Genomic DNA, 21186 nt, shown 5'->3' with positions numbered 1-21186 from the left:
ACCCGTAACCCGTTCCGATTTTTTATAATAATGCAGGGCATTTTATAACTAGCACCTCAAATAAGAGTTTGAGGTTTAGAGAAGTAAACCGAGGTAAGCGCGATGATTTAACTCTTTTGAAAGCAATTTTTGAAAGATGGAGATTATGAAAATCTAAAATCAATTTTTAACAGCAGTAAATCAATAGTAAAAACTATGATGAATAATAGAAACAATAAAGATAAGAATCCAGTAAAAAGATTTAACAAAATCTCTATTGGATTGGCTTCACCAGAATCTATCTTGAAAGAATCAAGAGGAGAGGTTTTAAAGCCAGAAACAATCAACTATAGAACTCACAAACCAGAGCGTGACGGACTTTTCTGCGAAAGAATCTTTGGACCAGTAAAAGATTTCGAGTGTGCTTGTGGTAAGTATAAAAGAATTCGTTACAAAGGTATCATCTGTGACCGTTGTGGTGTTGAAGTTACTGAGAAAAAAGTACGTCGTGATAGAGTAGGACACATCAACCTTGTTGTACCAATTGCTCACATCTGGTACTTCCGTTCTCTTCCAAACAAAATTGGTTATATCCTTGGTCTTCCATCTAAGAAATTAGATATGATTATTTACTACGAAAGATACGTAGTAATCCAGCCAGGTATTGCTAAAAATGCAGATGGAGAATCATTACAAAGATTAGATTTCTTAACTGAAGAAGAATACTTAAACATTTTAGATACTCTTCCGCAAGAAAACCAATATTTAGACGATTTAGATCCAAATAAATTTGTTGCCAAAATGGGAGCAGAGTGTATTATGGATTTATTGGCTCGTATTGACCTAGATGCTTTATCTTATGAATTAAGACATAGCGCTAACAACGAGACATCTAAACAAAGAAAAACTGAGGCTTTAAAAAGATTACAAGTTGTTGAATCTTTCCGTGAGTCTAACGAAAACCGCGAAAACCGTCCAGAATGGATGATTATGAAAGTGGTTCCGGTTATCCCACCAGAATTACGTCCGCTTGTGCCACTTGATGGAGGTCGTTTTGCAACTTCAGATTTGAACGACTTATACCGTCGTGTAATCATCCGTAACAACCGTTTAAAAAGATTAATGGAGATTAAAGCTCCAGAAGTTATCTTAAGAAACGAAAAACGTATGTTGCAAGAATCTGTAGATTCATTGTTCGATAACACTCGTAAAGCTTCTGCTGTTAAAACAGAATCAAACAGACCATTAAAATCATTATCTGACTCATTAAAAGGTAAACAAGGACGTTTCCGTCAAAACCTTTTAGGAAAACGTGTGGATTATTCTGCTCGTTCGGTAATTGTCGTTGGTCCAGAGTTGAAATTATATGAGTGCGGATTGCCAAAAGATATGGCTTCTGAGTTATACAAACCTTTCGTTATCCGTAAGTTGATTGAAAGAGGTATTGTAAAAACAGTAAAATCTGCTAAGAAAATCATTGACAAAAAAGAGCCTGTAGTTTGGGATATCCTTGAAAACGTAATTAAAGGACACCCAGTATTACTGAACCGTGCTCCTACTTTGCACAGACTTGGTATTCAAGCATTCCAACCAAAATTAATTGAAGGAAAAGCAATCCAGTTACACCCATTAGTATGTACGGCATTCAACGCCGATTTCGATGGTGACCAGATGGCGGTTCACTTACCATTAGGACCAGAGGCTATTTTAGAGGCACAATTATTAATGTTGGCTTCTCACAATATCTTGAACCCTGCAAATGGTGCTCCAATTACTGTACCTTCTCAGGACATGGTCTTGGGTCTATATTATATGACCAAAGAGCGTATCTCAACAGAAGATCACAAAATTATCGGTCAGGATTTGACTTTCTATTCTGCAGAAGAAGTAAACATTGCATTAAACGAAGGAAGATTAGAATTGAATGCTCGTGTGAAAATTAGAGCAAAAGATTTTAATGACGCTGGAGAATTAGTGTACAAAATCATCCAGACAACTGCAGGACGTGTATTATTTAACGAAGTAGTACCGGAAGCAGCTGGATATATCAACGACGTATTGACTAAGAAAAACCTTAGAGATATTATCGGACACATTTTAAGTGTGACTGATGTACCTACAACGGCAGCTTTCTTGGATAATATGAAAGATATGGGGTATAAATTCGCATTTAGAGGAGGTTTATCATTCTCTTTAGGTGATATTAGAATCCCAGAACAAAAAACGAAGTTAATTGCAGATGCCAGAGAGCAAGTTGAAGGTATCTCAACTAACTATAACATGGGTCTTATCACAAATAACGAGCGTTACAACCAAGTTATTGACGTATGGACTTCAGCAAATGCGCAGTTGACAGAATTAGCAATGAAAAATATTAGAGAAGACCAGCAAGGTTTCAACTCTGTATATATGATGCTTGACTCTGGGGCGAGGGGTTCTAAGGAGCAGATTCGTCAGTTAACTGGTATGCGTGGTTTGATGGCTAAGCCTAAAAAATCTACTGCCGGTGGTGGTGAGATTATTGAAAACCCGATTCTTTCTAACTTTAAGGAAGGTCTTTCGATCCTTGAGTACTTCATTTCTACTCACGGTGCTCGTAAAGGTCTTGCGGATACGGCTCTTAAAACGGCCGATGCTGGTTACTTAACAAGAAGGCTTCATGACGTTTCTCAAGATGTTATTGTTAACATCGAGGATTGTGGAACTTTAAGAGGTGTTGAAGTTGCTGCCTTGAAGAAAAATGAGGAAATCGTTGAATCTTTAGGTGAGAGAATTTTAGGACGTGTTGCATTACAAGACGTTATCAACCCTCTTACTAATGAGATCATGGTTAGATCTGGAGAACAAATTACAGAATCAATTGTTAAGACTATCGAAGCGTCTCCAATTGAGAAAGTTGAAGTTAGATCTCCATTAACTTGTGAAGCTTTAAAAGGTATTTGTGCGAAATGTTACGGTAGAAACTTAGCTACTGGTAAGATGACACAAAGAGGTGAAGCTGTCGGAGTTATTGCAGCTCAGTCTATTGGAGAGCCAGGTACACAGTTGACACTTCGTACGTTCCACGTTGGAGGGGTTGCTGGAGGTATCTCTGAAGAGTCTAGTATTGTTACAAGATTCAATGGTAGACTTGAAATCGAAGATTTAAAAACAGTTAAAGGTGAGGATAGTGAAGGTAACGAAGTTGATATCGTTGTATCACGTTCTACTGAGTTGAAATTAATTGACGAGGGAACTGGAATTGTTTTAAATACGCATAACATCCCTTATGGATCTAGTATTTTTGTAAATGACGGTGACGTTGTTACTAAAGGAACTGTAATCTGTAAATGGGATCCATATAATGGTGTAATTGTTTCTGAATTTACTGGTAAGATTGCTTATGAAGATTTAGAACAAGGACAATCATACATGGTTGAGATCGATGAGCAGACTGGTTTCCAAGAAAAAGTAATTTCTGAGGCTAGAAACAAAAAATTAATTCCAACTTTATTAGTTTATGGTAAAGAAGGTGAATTAATTCGTTCATACAACTTACCAGTAGGTGCACACTTAATGGTTGAGAATGGTGAGAAAATTAAAGCAGGTAAAGTATTAGTAAAAATTCCACGTCGTTCTTCTAAAGCGGGCGATATCACGGGAGGTTTACCAAGAATTACTGAGCTTCTTGAGGCTCGTAACCCTTCAAACCCAGCAGTTGTATCTGAAATTGATGGAGTTGTATCTTTCGGTAAAATCAAAAGAGGTAACCGTGAGATCGTTATCGAATCTAAATTTGGTGAGATTAAAAAGTATCTAGTGAAACTTTCAAGCCAAATCTTAGTACAAGAAAATGACTTCGTAAGAGCGGGAGTTCCATTGTCTGATGGTGCAATTACACCAGATGATATCTTAAGAATTCAAGGGCCAGCGGCTGTTCAACAGTACTTGGTCAATGAAATTCAAGAGGTTTACCGTCTACAAGGGGTAAAAATCAATGACAAACACTTTGAGGTTGTAATTCGTCAAATGATGCGTAAAGTTAAAGTTGAAGATCCAGGAGATACTCTATTCTTAGAAGATCAATTGATCCATACTAAAGACTTTATCCTTCAAAATGATAAATTATACGGAATGAAAGTGGTTGAAGATGCTGGGGATTCTTCAGTATTGAAACCAGGTCAGATTATTACGCCTCGTGAATTACGTGATGAAAATTCATTATTGAAACGTACAGATAAAAATCTTGTTGTAGCAAGAGATGTAATTACTGCGACTGCAACGCCAGTTCTTCAAGGTATTACAAGAGCTTCGTTACAAACTAAATCATTCATTTCTGCGGCTTCATTCCAGGAGACAACGAAAGTACTTAACGAAGCTGCAGTAGCTGGTAAAGTAGATGATCTAGAAGGATTAAAAGAAAATGTAATTGTTGGACACAGAATTCCTGCGGGAACTGGTATGAGAGAATACGATAACACTATCGTAGGATCTAAAGACGATTACAACGAAATGATGGCTAATAAAGAAGAATACATTTATTAATTAGGAAACTATGAGTAATCCGAAACAACAACAAGAGCAAATTAACATTGAGTTAGACGAAACTATTGCAGAAGGAATTTATTCTAATCTAGCAATTATTAATCACTCATCATCTGAGTTTGTTTTAGATTTTGTGAGTATTATGCCAGGTATTCCTAAAGCCAAGGTAAAGTCAAGAATTGTCTTGACACCACAACATGCTAAAAGATTATTGAGAGCAATAGGTGAAAACATCCATAGATTTGAGGCCGCTCATGGCGAAATCAAAGAAACGGAACAAGCACCAATTCCGCTTAATTTTGGTCCTGCGGGACAGGCATAAATTTTAAAGCCCCTTGCATAAAGGGGCTTTTTTTATGGCTAATGAATAAAAAATGTATTTTATCGGATTTAATTTACTTTAGTCGACAAAGTTTCTCTTTAGCTAAGTATTTCATTAACTTGGTGTTGCCTAAAAAAGATTGAATTTTGAAATATAATGACTTAGTAAAGGTTAATTTAATTCAAATTATAAAAAAGCGCTAATTTAATATTAGCGCTTTTTTTATTCTGAATTTTTTTTCCATTCTTCCCAACCTTTCGATGCAAAATGTACTCTATATAAGTAAATAGTCTATGAAAGACTTTAACTTAAAAAGATACATGATGAAAAAGAAATTCACCTTAGAAATAGCTAGTCCTTGTTCTGAAAATTTTGATAAAATGATTCCAAATGAAAATGGTTCATTTTGTAATTCCTGCATGAAAAATGTAATCGATTTAAGTAAGAAAACGAATTCTGAAGTTGCTAAATTCATTGCTGAAAATAAAGATCAATCGATTTGTGCCAGATTAAAAACAACTCAGTTGGGAGAAGAATTTCGCTTTAATGAAACATCAAAAATCAATAACTTAAAATATTCAGCTGTGGCGGCGTCAATTTTGTTAGCATCAAATGTAACCGCACAAGAAAAAAATACAGCAGAAACTGAGATTAGGGTTCCAGAGCGAGTAGGTTATACAGTTGGAAAAGTTGCTTATGTTCAAAACACAGAAGAACAATCAATTTTTATAAAAGGAAAATTACTTGATGCCAAAACAAATAAACCTTTCGATAAAAAAATATATCAAAATCTAGCTATTTCTATTAATGGTTCAAAGAGTAATATAAAAATGAGTTCAAAAACAGGTGAGTTTTTAATTCCGATATTAATTGCGAAGGATTCTAAAGCATTTGAAGTCACAATCACGGCCAATGATTATTATCTTTCGAAAACAATTCCTTTTAATATGAGTTTAGTGAAAGATAATGTATTACAGCAAAATATAATTATTTCAGCTGATGAACTTACTAAAATCTATATTGCGGGCGGATTAGGAATTAATTATACACGATAATCATCAAATTTACATATTGGGGAATGTAAATGAAAAAGGCTGTCTAAATAAATTGACAGCCTTTTATGTTTTAATCTAAAGTGAATTATTAATCAAACTCAGATGTAAAGTACAATTTAACAGTTGGATATTTACTTTGCGTCATTTGAATAGTGAAATCTGAATCGGCTAAGAATACTAATTGTCCGTATTTATCATGAGCCAAGAATTTTTGTTTGATACGCTTAAATTCTTTGAATTCCTCATTTTTAGCATCATCAGGTTTTACCCAGCAAGCTTTATGCACTGGGAAATTTTCGTAAGTACATTTAGCTCCATATTCATGCTCTAAACGATATTGGATTACCTCGTACTGAAGTGCTCCAACTGTTCCGATAACTTTACGATTGTTCATTTCTAAAGTAAACAACTGAGCAACTCCTTCATCCATTAGCTGATCAACTCCTTTTTCCAATTGCTTCGCTTTCATTGGATCAGCATTATTGATGTACCTAAAATGCTCTGGAGAGAAACTCGGAATTCCTTTAAAACTCATGATTTCTCCTTCTGTTAAAGTGTCTCCAATTTTAAAGTTTCCAGTATCGTGTAAGCCCACAATATCACCAGGATACGAAATGTCTACAATTTCTTTTTTCTCAGCAAAAAATGCATTTGGACTAGAGAATTTTAGATTTTTCTTTTGGCGAACGTGGTAGTAAGGTTTATTTCTTTCGAAAGTTCCAGAAACGATTTTGATGAACGCTAAACGGTCACGGTGTTTTGGATCCATGTTAGCGTGGATTTTGAAAACAAATCCAGTCATCTTCTCTTCTGTAGGTTCAACTGTACGAGTTTCAGAATCTTTTGCTCTTGGAGAAGGAGCGATTGTAATGAAACAGTCTAATAGTTCACGAACTCCGAAGTTATTCAAAGCAGAACCAAAGAATACTGGTTGAATTTTTCCATCTAAATAATCTTGGCGCTCAAATTTTGGATAAACTTCATCAATCAGTTCTAATTCTTCACGAAGTTTATTAGCCGCTTTTTCTCCTATAATTTTATCTAGTTCTGGATTGTTTTGAACATCAGAAAAAGCAATGGTTTCTTCAATGTTTTTACGGCTGTCTCCACTGAAAAGGTTAATGTTTTCTTCCCATAAGTTGTAGATTCCCTGGAAATCATAACCCATTCCGATAGGGAAACTTAACGGTGTGACTTTTAATCCTAATTTTTGTTCAACCTCATCCATTAGATCGAAAGCATCTTTACCTTCACGGTCTAATTTATTGATGAAAACAATCATTGGAATGTTACGCATTCTACAAACAGCAACCAGTTTTTCTGTTTGCTCCTCAACCCCTTTTGCAACGTCAATTACAACAATTACACTATCAACAGCGGTTAAAGTTCTAAAGGTGTCTTCTGCAAAATCCTTGTGTCCGGGAGTATCAAGGATATTGATTTTTTTATCTTTATAATTAAAAGCAAGCACAGAAGTCGAAACCGAGATACCTCTCTGACGCTCGATTTCCATAAAGTCACTCGTTGCTCCTTTTTTAATTTTGTTATTTTTTACCGCTCCAGCTTCCTGAATAGCACCTCCAAACAACAGTAATTTTTCAGTTAAAGTTGTTTTACCGGCATCAGGGTGCGAGATAATTCCAAATGTTCTTCTGCGTTGTATTTCTTTTAAAAAGCTCATATTTCGTATAAATAGGTTGCAAAAGTACTATTAAATACGGCTTTATAAAAATATTCAGTTCGTAAATTTGGAAGTCTTTATTCCTAAATGGATTTTGAAGAAAAAAATAAGGCTGTTTTGCAACAGCCTTAAATAGTCATTTTTAAAATTACTGATTAATTGACCAAATTGAATATCCTTTTGGAGGACATTGTATTTTTACCCATTTGTCTGCTTGAGTTGTTGGATACCAAGTTGAGTTACCTGTAAAATCTTTAATTTGAGTATTCGCCCAATTCGTTTGAATCCATCTTTCTTGCCAAACGTCTGAGTTGTTAATGTAAACTACCAATCCAGGATTTCCGTTGTAACCATTTCTTCTTGCCACATATTCGTCATTGTCAGAATATAAGATAGAAGTTGTTCCCGTTGCTTTATTATTGTGAATCCAAATCAGGTTATTCAGTTTGTTTTTGTCCAGCCATTCTTCATAATCTCTATAGAAAATTGTTGGATAACCTTCATGAGTTAATATATATGAGTAAGCTAACATTTTGCTCCAAATTTCATCAGTATCATGATTGGTTACAAAAGTTACCGCTTTGTACGGATTACGTTTCCACATCATATCATCATTCAAAAGAGCAAGATTGTTTCCATCAAAAGCATCATTCATTTTGTAGTAACAAGCAAAGTCAAATACAGAACTATTGGCAGCATTTGCCCAATCGTTTAATACATTTACATTCGAATCCCATAATTCTCCAACAGAAAATCCACCAATATTGGCATTCCATGAATTAACAACCCAAGCACCAAAACCTTTTACATAGTCAAATCTCCAACCATCAAATTTCATAGTGTTTTTATAATATTTACCAACTCCGTCAGTTCGCAGCCACAGCCAGTTTTGCACATTTGGCGCAGCATGGCATAAATCTGGAAATCCTCCAAAAGATCCTTCGTCATTATTTCCGTAGCTGTTTTTATAAAAATCATTATAGTTACGAGGAAATTTGCCCGAAGCAACACCTGTAAAATTAGTCCACGTATTTGTTCCTGTAAAAGGATTTGCCTCAGATTGTCCGCCACTGTTATGGTTGATTACGATATCTGCGTAAACTTTGATATTTTCGTTGTGAGCAGCCGTAATTAAATTTACTAATTCAGTTTTTGATCCAAATCTGGTTTCAATGCTTCCGTTCTGATTGTAATCTCCAAAATCAAAGTAATCTGTTGGATCATATCCCATAGAAAAAGCTCCGTTTTGTGCTTTTGAAGCAGGCGGAAGCCAAATAGAGCCAATTCCAGCGTTACCCCATGCGGTTACTTTGCTGCTTACGGTATTCCACCAAGTTCCCCCAGAAGGAACGTCCCAGTAGAAAGCTTGCATCATAACACCTCCACCTGGATTGTCAACATATTTTCCTGTTGAAGAAGAACTGGAAATTCCTGTGCTAAAAGGTTTTCCGTCATGATGCGTAACATCAATAATTTTGAAATTTTGGCTTTCAGCTTTTGAATCAGTTTCACTCATTTCGTTCTGCGAACACGAAAATAGCAGTCCAGTAAATGCCGTAATAACGCATAATTTTAAAATAGGTTTTTTCATAATAGATGTGGTTAAGTTAAATAGTGAGTTTTGTAATTGTCAAAATCAAGCTTTAAAAAAGCAGATATTTTCATTTTTTAATACTTTAAAATGATAAATACGCATCTAAAGTAATTTTTTTTTGATTTAATTTTAATTTATAAGAAAATAGCTCTTTACGAAAACGTTGTAGTGTTGAGAACTTTTTTTTAGAGCCTTTATAATTAAGCATTTATTTGCTCTTAAAATTCAAATTATGGAACGATTTATAATGGCGCCTTTTGTTGCATTAAGAAAATTGAAATAACCAATTTGGAATACTGTTATAGAACTATCCTATAATTTTTTGTTAATAGTATATCGGATAGTTGGATTATGTAATTGAATTGTTATTTTTGTTCGTTATAAGTTACGAAAGAACTATACTTTAATTATTTATGTTTAAGTTGAACATATGTAATTTTAGAAGGATTATCTAAAACAGGCTTTACATTCAAATAAAAATTAAAATAATGTTATTAAAAAAATTACAGCTAAAAACAATTGATTTCAAGTTTGCACTAACAATTTGTTTTTTTCTTTTTTTAACTCCAATTATCAAGGCGCAAGAAGTTATTCCTGATGTTGTTGCTCAGAAACCAGTCGAAACTCCTTCTGGTGGAAAATTGAAAATCGATGGAATTATTGCGACGGTAGGAGATTATATTGTTTTAGATTCTGATATTGATAAAGGATTTTTAGAAATTACTGCTCAAGGCGGATCTATAAAAGATATTACAAGATGCCAAATGCTTGGTAAACTTTTAGAAGACAAATTATATGCTCACCAAGCCATTCAGGATAGTATTATTGTGAGTGATGCCGAAGTTAGAAGCATGATGGAAGAGCGTCTTAATTATATGACACAGCAAGTAGGTGACATTAATAAAGTAGTTGAATACTATAAGAAAAGCTCTGTAGAAGAATTTAAAACCTATTTTGCTGATATCTTAAAGGAGCAGAAATTGGCTTCTGAAATGAGAGATAAAATCATTAAAGATGTTGAGATTACTCCAGAGGAAGTTCGTAATTTCTTTAAGAAAATTCCAAAAGATGAATTGCCAACTTTTGGGGCTGAAATGGAAGTAGCACAAATTGTTGTGGAGCCTAAAATTTCTAAAGAAGACAAACAAAAAGTAATCGATAGGTTAAATTCTATTAGACAAGATGTTCTTGAAGGTTCTAGTTTTGCTACAAAAGCCGTTTTATACTCTCAAGACCCTGGATCTTCGCCAAATGGAGGGTATTACAAAATGACAAGAAAAACTCCATTTGTGAAAGAGTTTAAAGATGTAGCTTTTAGTCTTCAGGCAGGAGAAATTTCACAGCCATTTGAGACAACTTTTGGTTTTCATATTATAATGGTAGAAAAAATTAAAGGACAAGAAGTTGAACTTCGTCATATTTTGATTGCTCCAACAGTTTCAGAAGCTGCCTTAAAAGAAGCGAAAGAAAGAATTACCAATATTAGAAATAAAATTATCAATAAAGAGATAACTTTCGCCGAAGCGGCAAGAACCGAATCGGATGAAAAAGAAACTAGAGCAAACGGAGGAACATTAGTAAACCCAACAACTCAAGACACTAGATTTGAGTTGACAAAAATGGATCCGCAATTATATAGCCAAGTTTCAAATTTAAAAGGAGATGAAGTTTCTCAGCCACTTTTAAACACAGATGATAAAGGTAAAAAAACATATAAGTTAATTACCGTTACAAATAGAATTGATGAGCACACTGCTGATTACGCTAAAGATTATACTAAAATTAAAGAATTAGCACTTAAAGAAAAGCAGATCAATGCAATTGCAAAATGGTTTGATACTAAAATTAAAGATACTTACATCAAAATTATTGGAGAGTATAAAGACTGTACTTTTGCGAATAACTGGTTAAAAAAATAAGTTTTAATAAATAAATAAAAAGAGTTAGTTTTATGATTTCATAGAATTAACTCTTTTTAATTTTAAATACATTCATAAATGTCTGACGTAACAGCAATTCACAATTTAGTTCAAAAAAGAAATGAATTAAAAAAAGAAATAGCGAAAATCATTGTAGGGCAGGACGCCGTTGTAGATCAAATTTTACTTTGTATATTTTCTGGAGGGCACGCGCTTTTAATTGGAGTTCCTGGTTTAGCAAAAACTTTAATGATAAATACTTTGTCTCAGGCTTTAGGGCTAGATTTTAAAAGAATTCAGTTTACGCCAGATTTGATGCCTTCTGATATTTTAGGAAGTGAGATTTTGGATGAAAATAGAAACTTCAAATTCATTAAAGGCCCAATTTTTTCTAATATTATTTTGGCTGATGAGATCAATAGAACACCGCCAAAAACTCAAGCAGCATTATTAGAAGCAATGCAAGAGAGATCAGTAACTATTGCTGGTCAGCATCACAAGTTAGATTTGCCTTATTTTGTTTTGGCAACGCAAAACCCAATTGAGCAAGAAGGAACTTATCCTTTGCCAGAAGCTCAGTTAGACCGTTTTATGTTTGCTATTAAATTAGAATACCCAACTTTTGAAGAAGAAGTTCAAGTAGTAAAGCGAACAACTTCTGATGTCAAAACAGAAATTAATCCGTTGTTTAATGCGCAGGAAATCATCGATTTTCAGCATTTAATACGCAGAATTCCAGTCGCAGACAACGTTATAGAATATGCAGTAACTCTGGTAAGCAAAACTCGTCCAGACAATTCTTTGACCAATGATTTTGTAAAGAATTATTTGGACTGGGGAGCAGGACCAAGAGCTTCGCAGAATTTGATTCTAGCAGCAAAAGCACACGCTGCTTTCAATGGAAAATTTTCACCAGATATTGAAGATGTTCAAGCAGTGGCAACAGGAATTCTTCGTCATAGAATTATCAAAAATTACAAGGCCGATGCAGAAGGAATTACAGAAGAAGCAATCATTAAAAAACTAATGTAATTTCTGTAAAATATATTTACTAAATCCCGATAAGTTATTGTCGGGATTTTTTGTTTTTGTCTAGAATTTAAAATCGATCGATGACGTTCAAACGACGTCAAAAAGATCAACTATAACGTTATAATTGTTTATTTAGAAAGATTCTTAGTGAAAACAGAGGTAAAAACTTACTTACTTTATAACATCGAATTTCGACTTTGTTAAAGAAAAGATCTTTAAATATTAATAATTCATTATTTTAATTTAAAATTGATTTTTTGGTAAAAACAAGCAGTGAAAATCGTTTTTTAGCAATAATAATTTTTGAAAAGGCTTGTTCTATTATATTTTTTTTAATTATCGGGTTTAATGCTTAAATTTGCCTCAAAAAAATAAATCCGCTTTTATTATGAGTATTTATCAGGATTACCTTCAAGAAATTGAAGAAAGAAAAAATCAAGGGTTACACCCTAAACCAATCGATGGAGCTGAATTATTAAGCGAAATCATTGCCCAAATTAAAGATGTTGATAACGCATACCGCGAAGATTCTCTTAAGTTTTTTATTTACAATACTTTACCAGGTACTACAAGTGCTGCAGGTGAAAAAGCAAAGTTTTTAAAAGAAATTATTTTAGGTCAATCTGTAGTTAAAGAGATCACACCTGCTTTTGCTTTTGAATTATTATCACACATGAAGGGTGGGCCTTCAATTGAAGTGTTATTAGATTTGGCTTTAGGAAACGATGCTGCAATTGCTAAACAGGCTTCAGATGTTCTTAAAACTCAAGTTTTCCTTTACGATGCCGACACAGATCGTTTGAAAGAAGCTTTCAAAGCTGGTAATGCGTTTGCTAAAGAAATTATTGAAAGTTATGCGCAAGCTGAATTCTTCACTAAACTTCCTGAAGTTGATGAAGAAATTAAGGTTGTTACTTATATCGCTGGAGAAGGTGATATTTCAACAGATTTATTATCTCCAGGAAACCAAGCTCACTCACGTTCAGACCGTGAACTTCACGGAAAATGTATGATTACGCCTCAAGCGCAAGAAGAAATTCAAGCTTTACAGGCTAAGCATCCAGATGCAAGCGTGATGTTAATTGCTGAAAAAGGAACAATGGGAGTTGGTTCTTCACGTATGTCAGGTGTAAACAATGTAGCGCTTTGGACAGGAAAACAAGCTAGTCCATATGTTCCATTCGTAAACATCGCTCCAATTGTTGGAGGAACAAACGGTATTTCTCCAATTTTCCTTACTACAGTAGATGTAACTGGAGGAATCGGAATTGATCTTAAAAACTGGGTTAAAAAGCTTGACTCAGACGGAAAACCTGTATTAAACGAAAATAATGAGCCAATTCTTGAGCAAGCATATTCTGTTGCTACAGGAACTGTTCTTACTATTAATACAAAAACAAAAAAGCTGTACAATGGTGATCAGGAATTAATTGATATTTCAAGATCATTTACTCCTCAGAAAAAAGAGTTCATTAGAGCTGGAGGATCATATGCAATTGTATTTGGTAAAAAATTACAAACTTTTGCGGCTAAAGTTTTAGATATCGAAGCTCCTGCTGTATTTGCTCCATCTAAAGAAATTTCTAATGAAGGACAAGGTTTAACAGCAGTTGAAAAAATCTTCAACAAAAATGCTGTTGGTATTGCTCCAGGAAAAGTATTGCACGCTGGATCTGATGTTCGTGTAGAAGTAAACATTGTAGGTTCTCAAGATACTACAGGTCTTATGACTGCTCAAGAGCTAGAGTCTATGGCTGCTACAGTTATTTCTCCAATTGTTGATGGTGCTTACCAATCTGGTTGTCATACTGCTTCTGTATGGGATAAAAAAGCTCAGGCAAATATTCCTAAATTAATGAAGTTCATGAACAACTTTGGTTTAATCACTGCTCGTGATCCTAAAGGTGTTTACCACTCAATGACTGACGTAATCCACAAAGTACTTAACGATATTACGATTGACGAATGGGCAATCATTATTGGTGGTGACTCTCATACAAGAATGTCTAAAGGTGTTGCTTTTGGTGCTGATTCAGGAACTGTTGCTCTTGCATTAGCAACTGGAGAAGCTTCTATGCCAATTCCAGAATCTGTAAAAGTGACTTTCGTAGGAGATATGAAAGAATACATGGATTTCCGTGATGTGGTTCATGCTACACAAGCTCAAATGCTTAAGAAATTCAACGGTGAGAATGTATTCCAAGGTAGAATTATTGAGGTTCACATCGGAACTCTTACTGCTGACCAAGCGTTTACATTTACAGACTGGACTGCGGAGATGAAAGCTAAAGCTTCTATCTGTATTTCAGAAGATGATACTTTGATCGAATCATTGGAAATTGCTAAAGGCAGAATCCAAATCATGATCGATAAAGGAATGGACAACGATAGACAAGTTCTTCAAGGTTTAATCAACAAAGCTGATAAGAGAATTGCAGAAATTAAATCTGGTGAAAAACCAGCCTTAACTCCAGATGCAAATGCTAAATATTATGCTGAAGTTGTAGTTGATTTGGATCAAATTGCTGAGCCAATGATCGCTGACCCAGACGTTAATAATAAAGACGTTTCTAAACGTTATACTCACGATACTATTAGACCATTATCTTTCTATGGTGGAGAGAAAAAAGTAGATCTTGGATTTATTGGTTCTTGTATGGTTCACAAAGGAGATATGAAAATATTGGCTCAAATGTTGAAAAACGTTGAGGCGCAAAATGGAAAAGTTGAATTCAACGCTCCTCTTGTAGTTGCTCCTCCAACTTACAACATCGTTGATGAATTGAAAGCTGAAGGTGACTGGGAAGTTTTACAAAGATATTCAGGTTTCGAATTTGACGATAATGCTCCAAAATCGGCAGCTCGTACAGAATACGAAAACATGTTGTACTTAGAGCGTCCAGGATGTAACCTTTGTATGGGTAATCAAGAAAAAGCAGCTAAAGGAGATACGGTTATGGCAACATCTACTCGTTTATTCCAAGGAAGAGTTGTAGAAGATAAAGAAGGAAAAAAAGGAGAATCATTGCTTTCTTCTACTCCAGTTGTTGTTCTTTCTACAATTTTAGGTAGAACTCCAACAATGGAAGAATACACTGCAGCAGTAGACGGAATCAACTTAACGAAGTTTGCTCCTTCTAATAAACAATTAGTTATGTAATCAAAAGATTATTTAATAATATTTTAAAAGCCCGAGTCGTAAAACTCGGGCTTTTTTAGTAATAATTGTTCTATTTTTTGTAACTTGTCATGTTCAAAAAAGAATAATAAAAACAAAAAATCTATGGCTTTTGATATTGAAATGATTAAAAAGGTATACGAAAATATGCCTGCGCGTGTTGATAAAGCGCGTGAGCTTGTTGGTCGTCCCCTTACTTTAACGGAGAAAATTTTATATAATCACCTTTGGGATGGAGCGCCATCTAAGGTGTTTAAGAGAGGAGTTGATTATGTTGATTTTGCACCAGACCGAGTAGCGTGTCAGGATGCAACAGCGCAAATGGCTTTATTGCAGTTTATGCATGCCGGAAAATCTAAAGTGGCGGTGCCTACAACAGTTCACTGTGATCACTTGATTCAGGCAAAAGTAGATGCGGCAACCGATTTGGCTAGAGCAAAAACTCAAAGTAATGAGGTTTTTGATTTCTTGTCTTCTGTTTCGAATAAATACGGAATCGGTTTCTGGAAACCAGGCGCTGGAATTATCCACCAAGTAGTACTTGAAAATTATGCTTTTCCAGGCGGAATGATGATTGGTACCGATTCTCACACTGTAAATGCAGGAGGTTTAGGAATGGTAGCGATTGGTGTTGGTGGAGCAGATGCTGTAGATGTTATGTCTGGAATGGCTTGGGAACTTAAATTCCCTAAATTAATTGGAGTTAAATTGACTGGGAAATTATCAGGCTGGACAGCTCCAAAAGATGTTATTCTTAAAGTTGCGGGCATTCTTACTGTAAAAGGAGGTACCGGAGCAATTGTAGAATATTTTGGAGAAGGAGCGAAAGCAATGTCTTGCACGGGTAAAGGAACTATTTGTAACATGGGGGCAGAAATTGGAGCTACAACTTCTACTTTTGGTTATGATGATTCAATGGGGCGCTATCTTCGTTCTACAAATAGAGCAGATGTTGCAGATGCTGCAGACAAGATTGCTCCTTATTTAACAGGAGATCCAGAAGTATATGCTAATCCAGAGCAATATTTTGATCAAGTGATTGAAATCAACTTATCTACATTGGAGCCACACTTAAATGGTCCTTTTACACCAGATTTAGCTACTCCGATTTCTAAAATGAAAGAAGAAGCAATCAAAAATAACTGGCCGTTACAGGTTCAGTATGGTTTGATCGGTTCTTGTACAAACTCATCTTACGAAGATATTTCTCGTGCTGCTTCTTTAGCAAAACAAGTTGCTGCTAAAAACTTAAAGACGAAAGCGAAATTTACTATTACGCCAGGTTCTGAGGTAGTGCGTTCTACAATAGAAAGAGACGGATTTATTGATACTTTTAATAAAATCAATGCTACAGTATTTGCAAATGCTTGCGGGCCATGTATTGGTATGTGGGATAGAGAAGGGGCAGAGAAAGAAGAAAGAAATACCATTGTGCACTCTTTCAACCGTAACTTCTCAAAACGTGCCGATGGTAACCCGAATACTTTAGCTTTTGTAGGTTCTCCGGAATTGGTGACTGCTTTGGCTATTGCAGGTGATTTAGGTTTTAATCCGCTAACTGATAAGCTAATCAACGAAGACGGTGAAGAGGTAATGCTTGAAGAGCCAACAGGAGATGAACTTCCTGCTAAAGGGTTCTTTGCTGAAGATCCAGGATTTCAAGCTCCAGCTGAAGACGGATCAAATGTTCAAGTAGTGGTTAATCCAACTTCTGAGCGTTTGCAGTTATTGGCTCCTTTTGAGCCTTGGGATGGAAAAAATATCACAGGTGCTAAATTGCTAATCAAAGCTTTTGGAAAATGTACAACGGATCATATTTCTATGGCTGGACCATGGTTGCGTTTCCGTGGGCACTTAGATAACATTTCAAACAATATGCTGATTGGGGCTGTCAATGCATATAACCAAAAAACAAACTCCGTTAAAAACCAATTGACTGGTCAATATGACGCTGTTCCTGCGGTTGCTCGTGCGTACAAAGCAGCTGGAGTTCCGTCAATCGTAGTTGGAGATCATAACTACGGAGAAGGTTCTTCTCGTGAGCATGCAGCTATGGAGCCTCGTTTCTTAGGTGTTAAAGCGGTATTAGTAAAATCTTTTGCTCGTATCCACGAAACAAACCTTAAAAAACAAGGTCTCTTGGGATTAACGTTCGCAAATGAAGCAGACTATGACAAAATCCAAGAAGATGATACTATTAACTTCTTAGATTTAACAGAATTTGCTCCAGGCAAACCATTGACATTAGAATTTGTTCATGCAGACGGTACAAAAGATATTATCTTAGCAAACCATACTTACAATGAAGGACAGATTGGCTGGTTTGTAGCTGGCTCTGCATTGAATTTGATTGCTGCCGGAAAAGCTTAAATTTTTTTAAGTTTCACTTATAAATTAAACGCTCTGAAAAAAACAGGGCGTTTTTTATCTGTTATTGTTTTTAATTGTAGGAAAAGTATTGTAAATTCGTAACGTTTTGAAATTCAGTCTAAAAGATTTTTCGGGGATTAACCAACTTTTAAATTTTAGGTTTTAACTAAAATTTGTTGTTAAAAATCGTGTTTTTTTTACTTTAAAAAGTTAAATTCGCCGATGCACGTAATAAAAATGATTTTTTTGAGTTTAAAAATTAGTGTTTTAAGCTCTTGAAATAATAATAAAAATGTAATTCAAGAAATATGGTTTATCGGTTAATAATAGTATTGTTTTTTTTCAGTGTCGGAGCCTTTGCGCAGGATAATTTTATTAAGCACAAAATTTCACAAGGAGATAACCTTTCTGTTATTGCTAAAAAATATGGAGTAAAAGTAAAAGACATAGCAAATGCAAACCCAAATGCTCCTAAAATATTAAAACTAAACTCAATCCTTTTAATTCCGAATAAAAATAAAACTACTGCAAAGGCAAAATCTAAAAATGTTGAAGTTGCAGATGCTAATGTCTCTACAATAACTGCTTCTGGTACTCACGAAGTAGCCTCCAAAGAAACGCTTTGGGGAATTTCTAAAAAATACAATGTTTCTGTTGGTGATTTAAAGAAAGCAAATCCATCTCTAGAAAGCGAAGGTTTAAAAATCGGACAGCAGATAAACATTCCTTCAAATAATGTTGCGTCAAATAGTACTTCTCAAAACGAAACTCCAGTTAATTCAGAAGTAGTTTCAACAGATGTAGAACTTATAAGAGAAGTTAAAGCAAAAGAAACAAAATACGGGATTTCTAAAGAATACGGGATTACAGTTGCGGAATTAGAACGTCAAAATCCATCAATTAAAGGAAAAGTGCCTGCGGGATATTTATTGAAAATTCGTGTTCCAAAAGAAAAAGCAGATGCTATTCAAGCGGCGAAGGGTTTGCAAGAAACTAATGTCCAAGAAGATGCTTCTTCTTCTAATCAAATAGCTGTAACGGCTCCAGAAATAAAGAGAGATTCGACATTTGTGAGAACCGGAAATAATTCTGAATTAATAGATCAGCTTATAGCAAGCGCAACCGAAAATATAGGTATAAGATATAGATCTGGCGGAACAACAAAAGCAGGGTTTGATTGTTCAGGATTAATGTTTTGTACTTTTGGCAATTTTGATATTAAACTGCCAAGAAGTTCAATAGAACAATCTCGAATAGGAACAAAAATAGCTTCAGAGGAGGCTCAAAAAGGTGATCTGATTTTCTTTAGAACCAACGGCAGACGACATATAAATCATGTAGGTATGGTTGTTGAAAATGTTGATGGTGAGATTAAATTTGTGCACTCATCTACTCATGGCGGTGTAATGATTTCTTCAACAAAAGAACCATATTACACAAGGGCTTTCTCTCAAGTAAATCGTGTTTTAAATTAAGCTGAAAGAAAAGCATTTTTCAATATTTCTAATCTAAAAGGTTTATTCCAGAAATCAGTCACGTATTTGTTTTCTTTGACCTTTTTGATTTCGTCACTATCTAAAGTCGAAGAAAGGACAAAAATTTCAATTTTCTCTTTTACATCCTCAGGAAGTCTATCAAACTCTTCCAAAAATTCAAAACCATTCATGACAGGCATTTGAATATCTAAAAGAATAATCAATGGATTTAGATTCTGATTTTTTAGAATCCAGTTCATTCCTTCTTTTCCATTATTAGCTATATAAGCAGGATTAATATCAAGCCCTTTTTTCAACAGCTTTTTAGTGACAAATTGATCTATCAGATTGTCTTCTATAATTATAAATTGAGATTTATACGGCATATGAGTCTGGTATTGTTACTATAAATTTACTTCCAACACTGCTTTCTGAAAAAACTGAAATATCTCCTCTAATATTTTCAACAGCTTCTTTTACAATGTATAAACCCAAGCCAGAACCTTTGTTTTTGTTTGTTCCAAAATACATGTCAAAAATTTTCGCTTTGTTATCGTCATGAATTCCGATTCCGTTATCTGTTACTTCGATCTTATTTTGGCCTTCACTAAAATAAGTTTTTATTGTAATGAACATTTCAGGCTTACTGCAATCTGCATATTTTATAGCATTAGAAAGGAGATTGTTAATAATAATTTTTAAACGAAGACCATCACTTTTAATCTGATCTACCAAAAGTTCCTGAGTGAATTTAATTCTGTTTGCATTTTCAATGTGCATTAATTGCAGAATAGCTTCATTACAAAGTTCTTTCAGGCTTACAGGCTCCATAATTATCTCTTTTCTTTTGTTTTTAGAATAATCAATGATGTCGCTAATGAACTGATCTTGTCTGGCAAGACTTTGATGCATCATTTGCAGATAATTCCGAACCTGCTGTACATCGTCCTCTAATGCTGTTATTTCGATAAGGCCTTTTAATGAAGTAATGGGTGATCTTAAATCATGCGATGCGCTGTAAACAAATCGATCCAATTCGCGATTTACGATAACAAGATTTTCATTTTTTACTTCTGTCTCTTTTTTTGAAATTAAGAGCCTTTTGACCATTATCGAATAATAAAGGCAAACACTGCAAACTATAACCAGTATAAAAAATATGTTAGCAATAATCAACAGATCCTTTATTTTTCGAGTTCCTTCTCCTAATGTGTTTGAAAAATTACGTTCGTTAACTGTTAATCGGTCGCTTATTGAACTTATTTGCTTCAAGTATTTCTTCTGATCCTCAGCGGTTAATATATTATGCTCAATTTTGGCATTAATCTGCTGGCCAATAACAAACAGATCAAAAATTAATTTGTCTCCTTGTCCCCATTCATTTATGGCTTTAGATAAAAAGCTAACATTTTTAAAATTCTCAAACAGCCAGATAATATCGTCTAAATCATCCTCATTGTTTCTGCCTGTTAAAAAACCTTTTCTCGCCACTTCGTTATCGCCAGCTTTCAAGAGTGTAATTCTTGCAATGCCATCTCCCTGCGGTACTTTTAATTCTTCCAGATACAATTTCCATTGTGCAGGATTCTTTGTAAATAAATAGGTGATTAAATGTCTAGATGCGTCTTTTTGTCCTTTCGAATAATGTGATTCTCCATTTACATAAGCTCTATTGGCGGATAAGATTTTAATAGTAAAAAAATTAATGCAGATTAATAATGCGCAAGAAATGAATACTATTAAAATAAGAATGAAAACATTTGGGAAACGAAAATTTTTTAAAGCTTGCAATTTAGACATAATCTTAAAATTAGTAGGTTAATAAAATGTGTCTTTTTGCGTGTTTTGCAAGTATGAATAGATGATTATGGGGGAAAATCAATTCATGTTATCGTTAAACACTTGTTAAGATATTTTGCTCTGTATATAGGCTTATAAAATCATTCTCTCAAATATAATAAAATTTATCTTATGATTTTCGCAAAAAAATTTAGGCGGAAACAAAAATATTTTTATTTCAGGTGTTTTTGTTTAATTGTTTGTGATTTAGTTAATTG

At 34.4% G+C, this 21186-nt stretch carries 12 protein-coding genes; 8 read left to right on the top strand and 4 right to left on the bottom strand.

Annotated elements, in window-relative coordinates; all coding sequences use genetic code 11:
• Positions 1–195: 195 nt before the first annotated feature.
• From rpoC to NU08_RS05750, 3 genes are all read left to right on the top strand, one after another.
• Positions 196–4503: a DNA-directed RNA polymerase subunit beta' gene (gene rpoC / locus NU08_RS05760; protein ID WP_129746258.1), complete on the top strand. Its 4308-nt coding sequence runs from the start codon at positions 196–198 to the stop codon at positions 4501–4503.
• Positions 4504–4513: 10 nt separating this feature from the next.
• Positions 4514–4825: a DUF3467 domain-containing protein gene (locus tag NU08_RS05755; protein WP_012024017.1), complete on the top strand. Its 312-nt coding sequence runs from the start codon at positions 4514–4516 to the stop codon at positions 4823–4825.
• Positions 4826–5148: 323 nt separating this feature from the next.
• Entirely contained in the window at positions 5149–5880 is a 732-nt protein-coding gene (locus NU08_RS05750) for a hypothetical protein (RefSeq protein ID WP_129746257.1), read from the top strand.
• Positions 5881–5968: 88 nt separating this feature from the next.
• Here the strand turns inward: NU08_RS05750 and NU08_RS05745 are convergent, their stop codons facing one another.
• Both NU08_RS05745 and NU08_RS05740 read right to left on the bottom strand, forming a co-directional pair.
• Positions 5969–7561 carry a peptide chain release factor 3 gene (locus NU08_RS05745; RefSeq protein ID WP_129746256.1) on the bottom strand — a complete coding sequence of 531 codons (1593 nt, stop codon included), beginning with the start codon at positions 7559–7561 and terminating at the stop codon, positions 5969–5971.
• 148 nt (positions 7562–7709) lie between these two features.
• The gene (locus NU08_RS05740; RefSeq protein ID WP_129746255.1) at positions 7710–9152 is read right to left on the bottom strand and encodes an alpha-amylase; all 1443 of its coding nucleotides are present in this window, start codon (positions 9150–9152) and stop codon (positions 7710–7712) included.
• Positions 9153–9643: 491 nt separating this feature from the next.
• Here NU08_RS05740 and NU08_RS05735 point away from each other — a divergent pair, with 491 nt between their 5' ends.
• The 5 genes from NU08_RS05735 to NU08_RS05715 all read left to right on the top strand — a co-directional run bounded on the left by NU08_RS05735 (position 9644) and on the right by NU08_RS05715 (position 19129).
• Positions 9644–11074 carry a peptidylprolyl isomerase gene (locus NU08_RS05735; RefSeq protein ID WP_129746254.1) on the top strand — a complete coding sequence of 477 codons (1431 nt, stop codon included), beginning with the start codon at positions 9644–9646 and terminating at the stop codon, positions 11072–11074.
• Between the two features lie 78 nt (positions 11075–11152).
• On the top strand, positions 11153–12106 hold the full coding sequence (locus NU08_RS05730) for an AAA family ATPase (RefSeq protein ID WP_091135614.1): 954 nt from the start codon (positions 11153–11155) through the stop codon (positions 12104–12106).
• Between the two features lie 388 nt (positions 12107–12494).
• Positions 12495–15266, top strand: a complete 2772-nt coding sequence (locus NU08_RS05725) for a bifunctional aconitate hydratase 2/2-methylisocitrate dehydratase (RefSeq protein ID WP_129746253.1) — start codon at positions 12495–12497, stop codon at positions 15264–15266.
• A 123-nt stretch (positions 15267–15389) separates the two neighbouring features.
• Positions 15390–17654, top strand: a complete 2265-nt coding sequence (locus NU08_RS05720) for an aconitate hydratase (protein ID WP_129746252.1) — start codon at positions 15390–15392, stop codon at positions 17652–17654.
• Between the two features lie 308 nt (positions 17655–17962).
• Positions 17963–19129, top strand: coding sequence for a C40 family peptidase (locus NU08_RS05715; RefSeq protein WP_129746251.1), 1167 nt, complete (start codon positions 17963–17965; stop codon positions 19127–19129).
• Here NU08_RS05715 and NU08_RS05710 read toward each other — a convergent pair.
• Complete coding sequence (locus NU08_RS05710; protein ID WP_129746250.1) at positions 19126–19515, bottom strand: response regulator; 390 nt, start codon at positions 19513–19515, stop codon at positions 19126–19128. The genes NU08_RS05715 and NU08_RS05710 overlap by 4 nt on opposite strands.
• Positions 19505–20929, bottom strand: coding sequence for a sensor histidine kinase (locus NU08_RS05705; protein ID WP_129746249.1), 1425 nt, complete (start codon positions 20927–20929; stop codon positions 19505–19507). Before NU08_RS05705 ends, NU08_RS05710 begins: the two co-directional genes overlap by 11 nt.
• Positions 20930–21186: the final 257 nt, after the last annotated feature.

This window comes from Flavobacterium anhuiense (assembly GCF_004151235.1).
Taxonomy (GTDB): domain Bacteria; phylum Bacteroidota; class Bacteroidia; order Flavobacteriales; family Flavobacteriaceae; genus Flavobacterium; species Flavobacterium anhuiense_A.
This window is presented reverse-complemented; position numbering and strand designations above follow the sequence as displayed.

Bases quoted from the DNA above. Each gene is read 5' to 3' on its own strand.
- NU08_RS05720 (WP_129746252.1), top strand. From the start codon at position 15,390: ATGGCTTTTGATATTGAAATGATTAAAAAGGTATACGAAAATATGCCT.
- NU08_RS05725 (WP_129746253.1), top strand. From the start codon at position 12,495: ATGAGTATTTATCAGGATTACCTTCAAGAAATTGAAGAAAGAAAAAAT.
- NU08_RS05755 (WP_012024017.1), top strand. From the start codon at position 4,514: ATGAGTAATCCGAAACAACAACAAGAGCAAATTAACATTGAGTTAGAC.
- NU08_RS05745 (WP_129746256.1), bottom strand. From the start codon at position 7,561: ATGAGCTTTTTAAAAGAAATACAACGCAGAAGAACATTTGGAATTATC.
- NU08_RS05740 (WP_129746255.1), bottom strand. From the start codon at position 9,152: ATGAAAAAACCTATTTTAAAATTATGCGTTATTACGGCATTTACTGGA.
- NU08_RS05710 (WP_129746250.1), bottom strand. From the start codon at position 19,515: ATGCCGTATAAATCTCAATTTATAATTATAGAAGACAATCTGATAGAT.
- NU08_RS05705 (WP_129746249.1), bottom strand. From the start codon at position 20,929: ATGTCTAAATTGCAAGCTTTAAAAAATTTTCGTTTCCCAAATGTTTTC.
- NU08_RS05735 (WP_129746254.1), top strand. From the start codon at position 9,644: ATGTTATTAAAAAAATTACAGCTAAAAACAATTGATTTCAAGTTTGCA.
- NU08_RS05715 (WP_129746251.1), top strand. From the start codon at position 17,963: ATGGTTTATCGGTTAATAATAGTATTGTTTTTTTTCAGTGTCGGAGCC.
- NU08_RS05750 (WP_129746257.1), top strand. From the start codon at position 5,149: ATGAAAAAGAAATTCACCTTAGAAATAGCTAGTCCTTGTTCTGAAAAT.
- NU08_RS05730 (WP_091135614.1), top strand. From the start codon at position 11,153: ATGTCTGACGTAACAGCAATTCACAATTTAGTTCAAAAAAGAAATGAA.
- rpoC (WP_129746258.1), top strand. From the start codon at position 196: ATGATGAATAATAGAAACAATAAAGATAAGAATCCAGTAAAAAGATTT.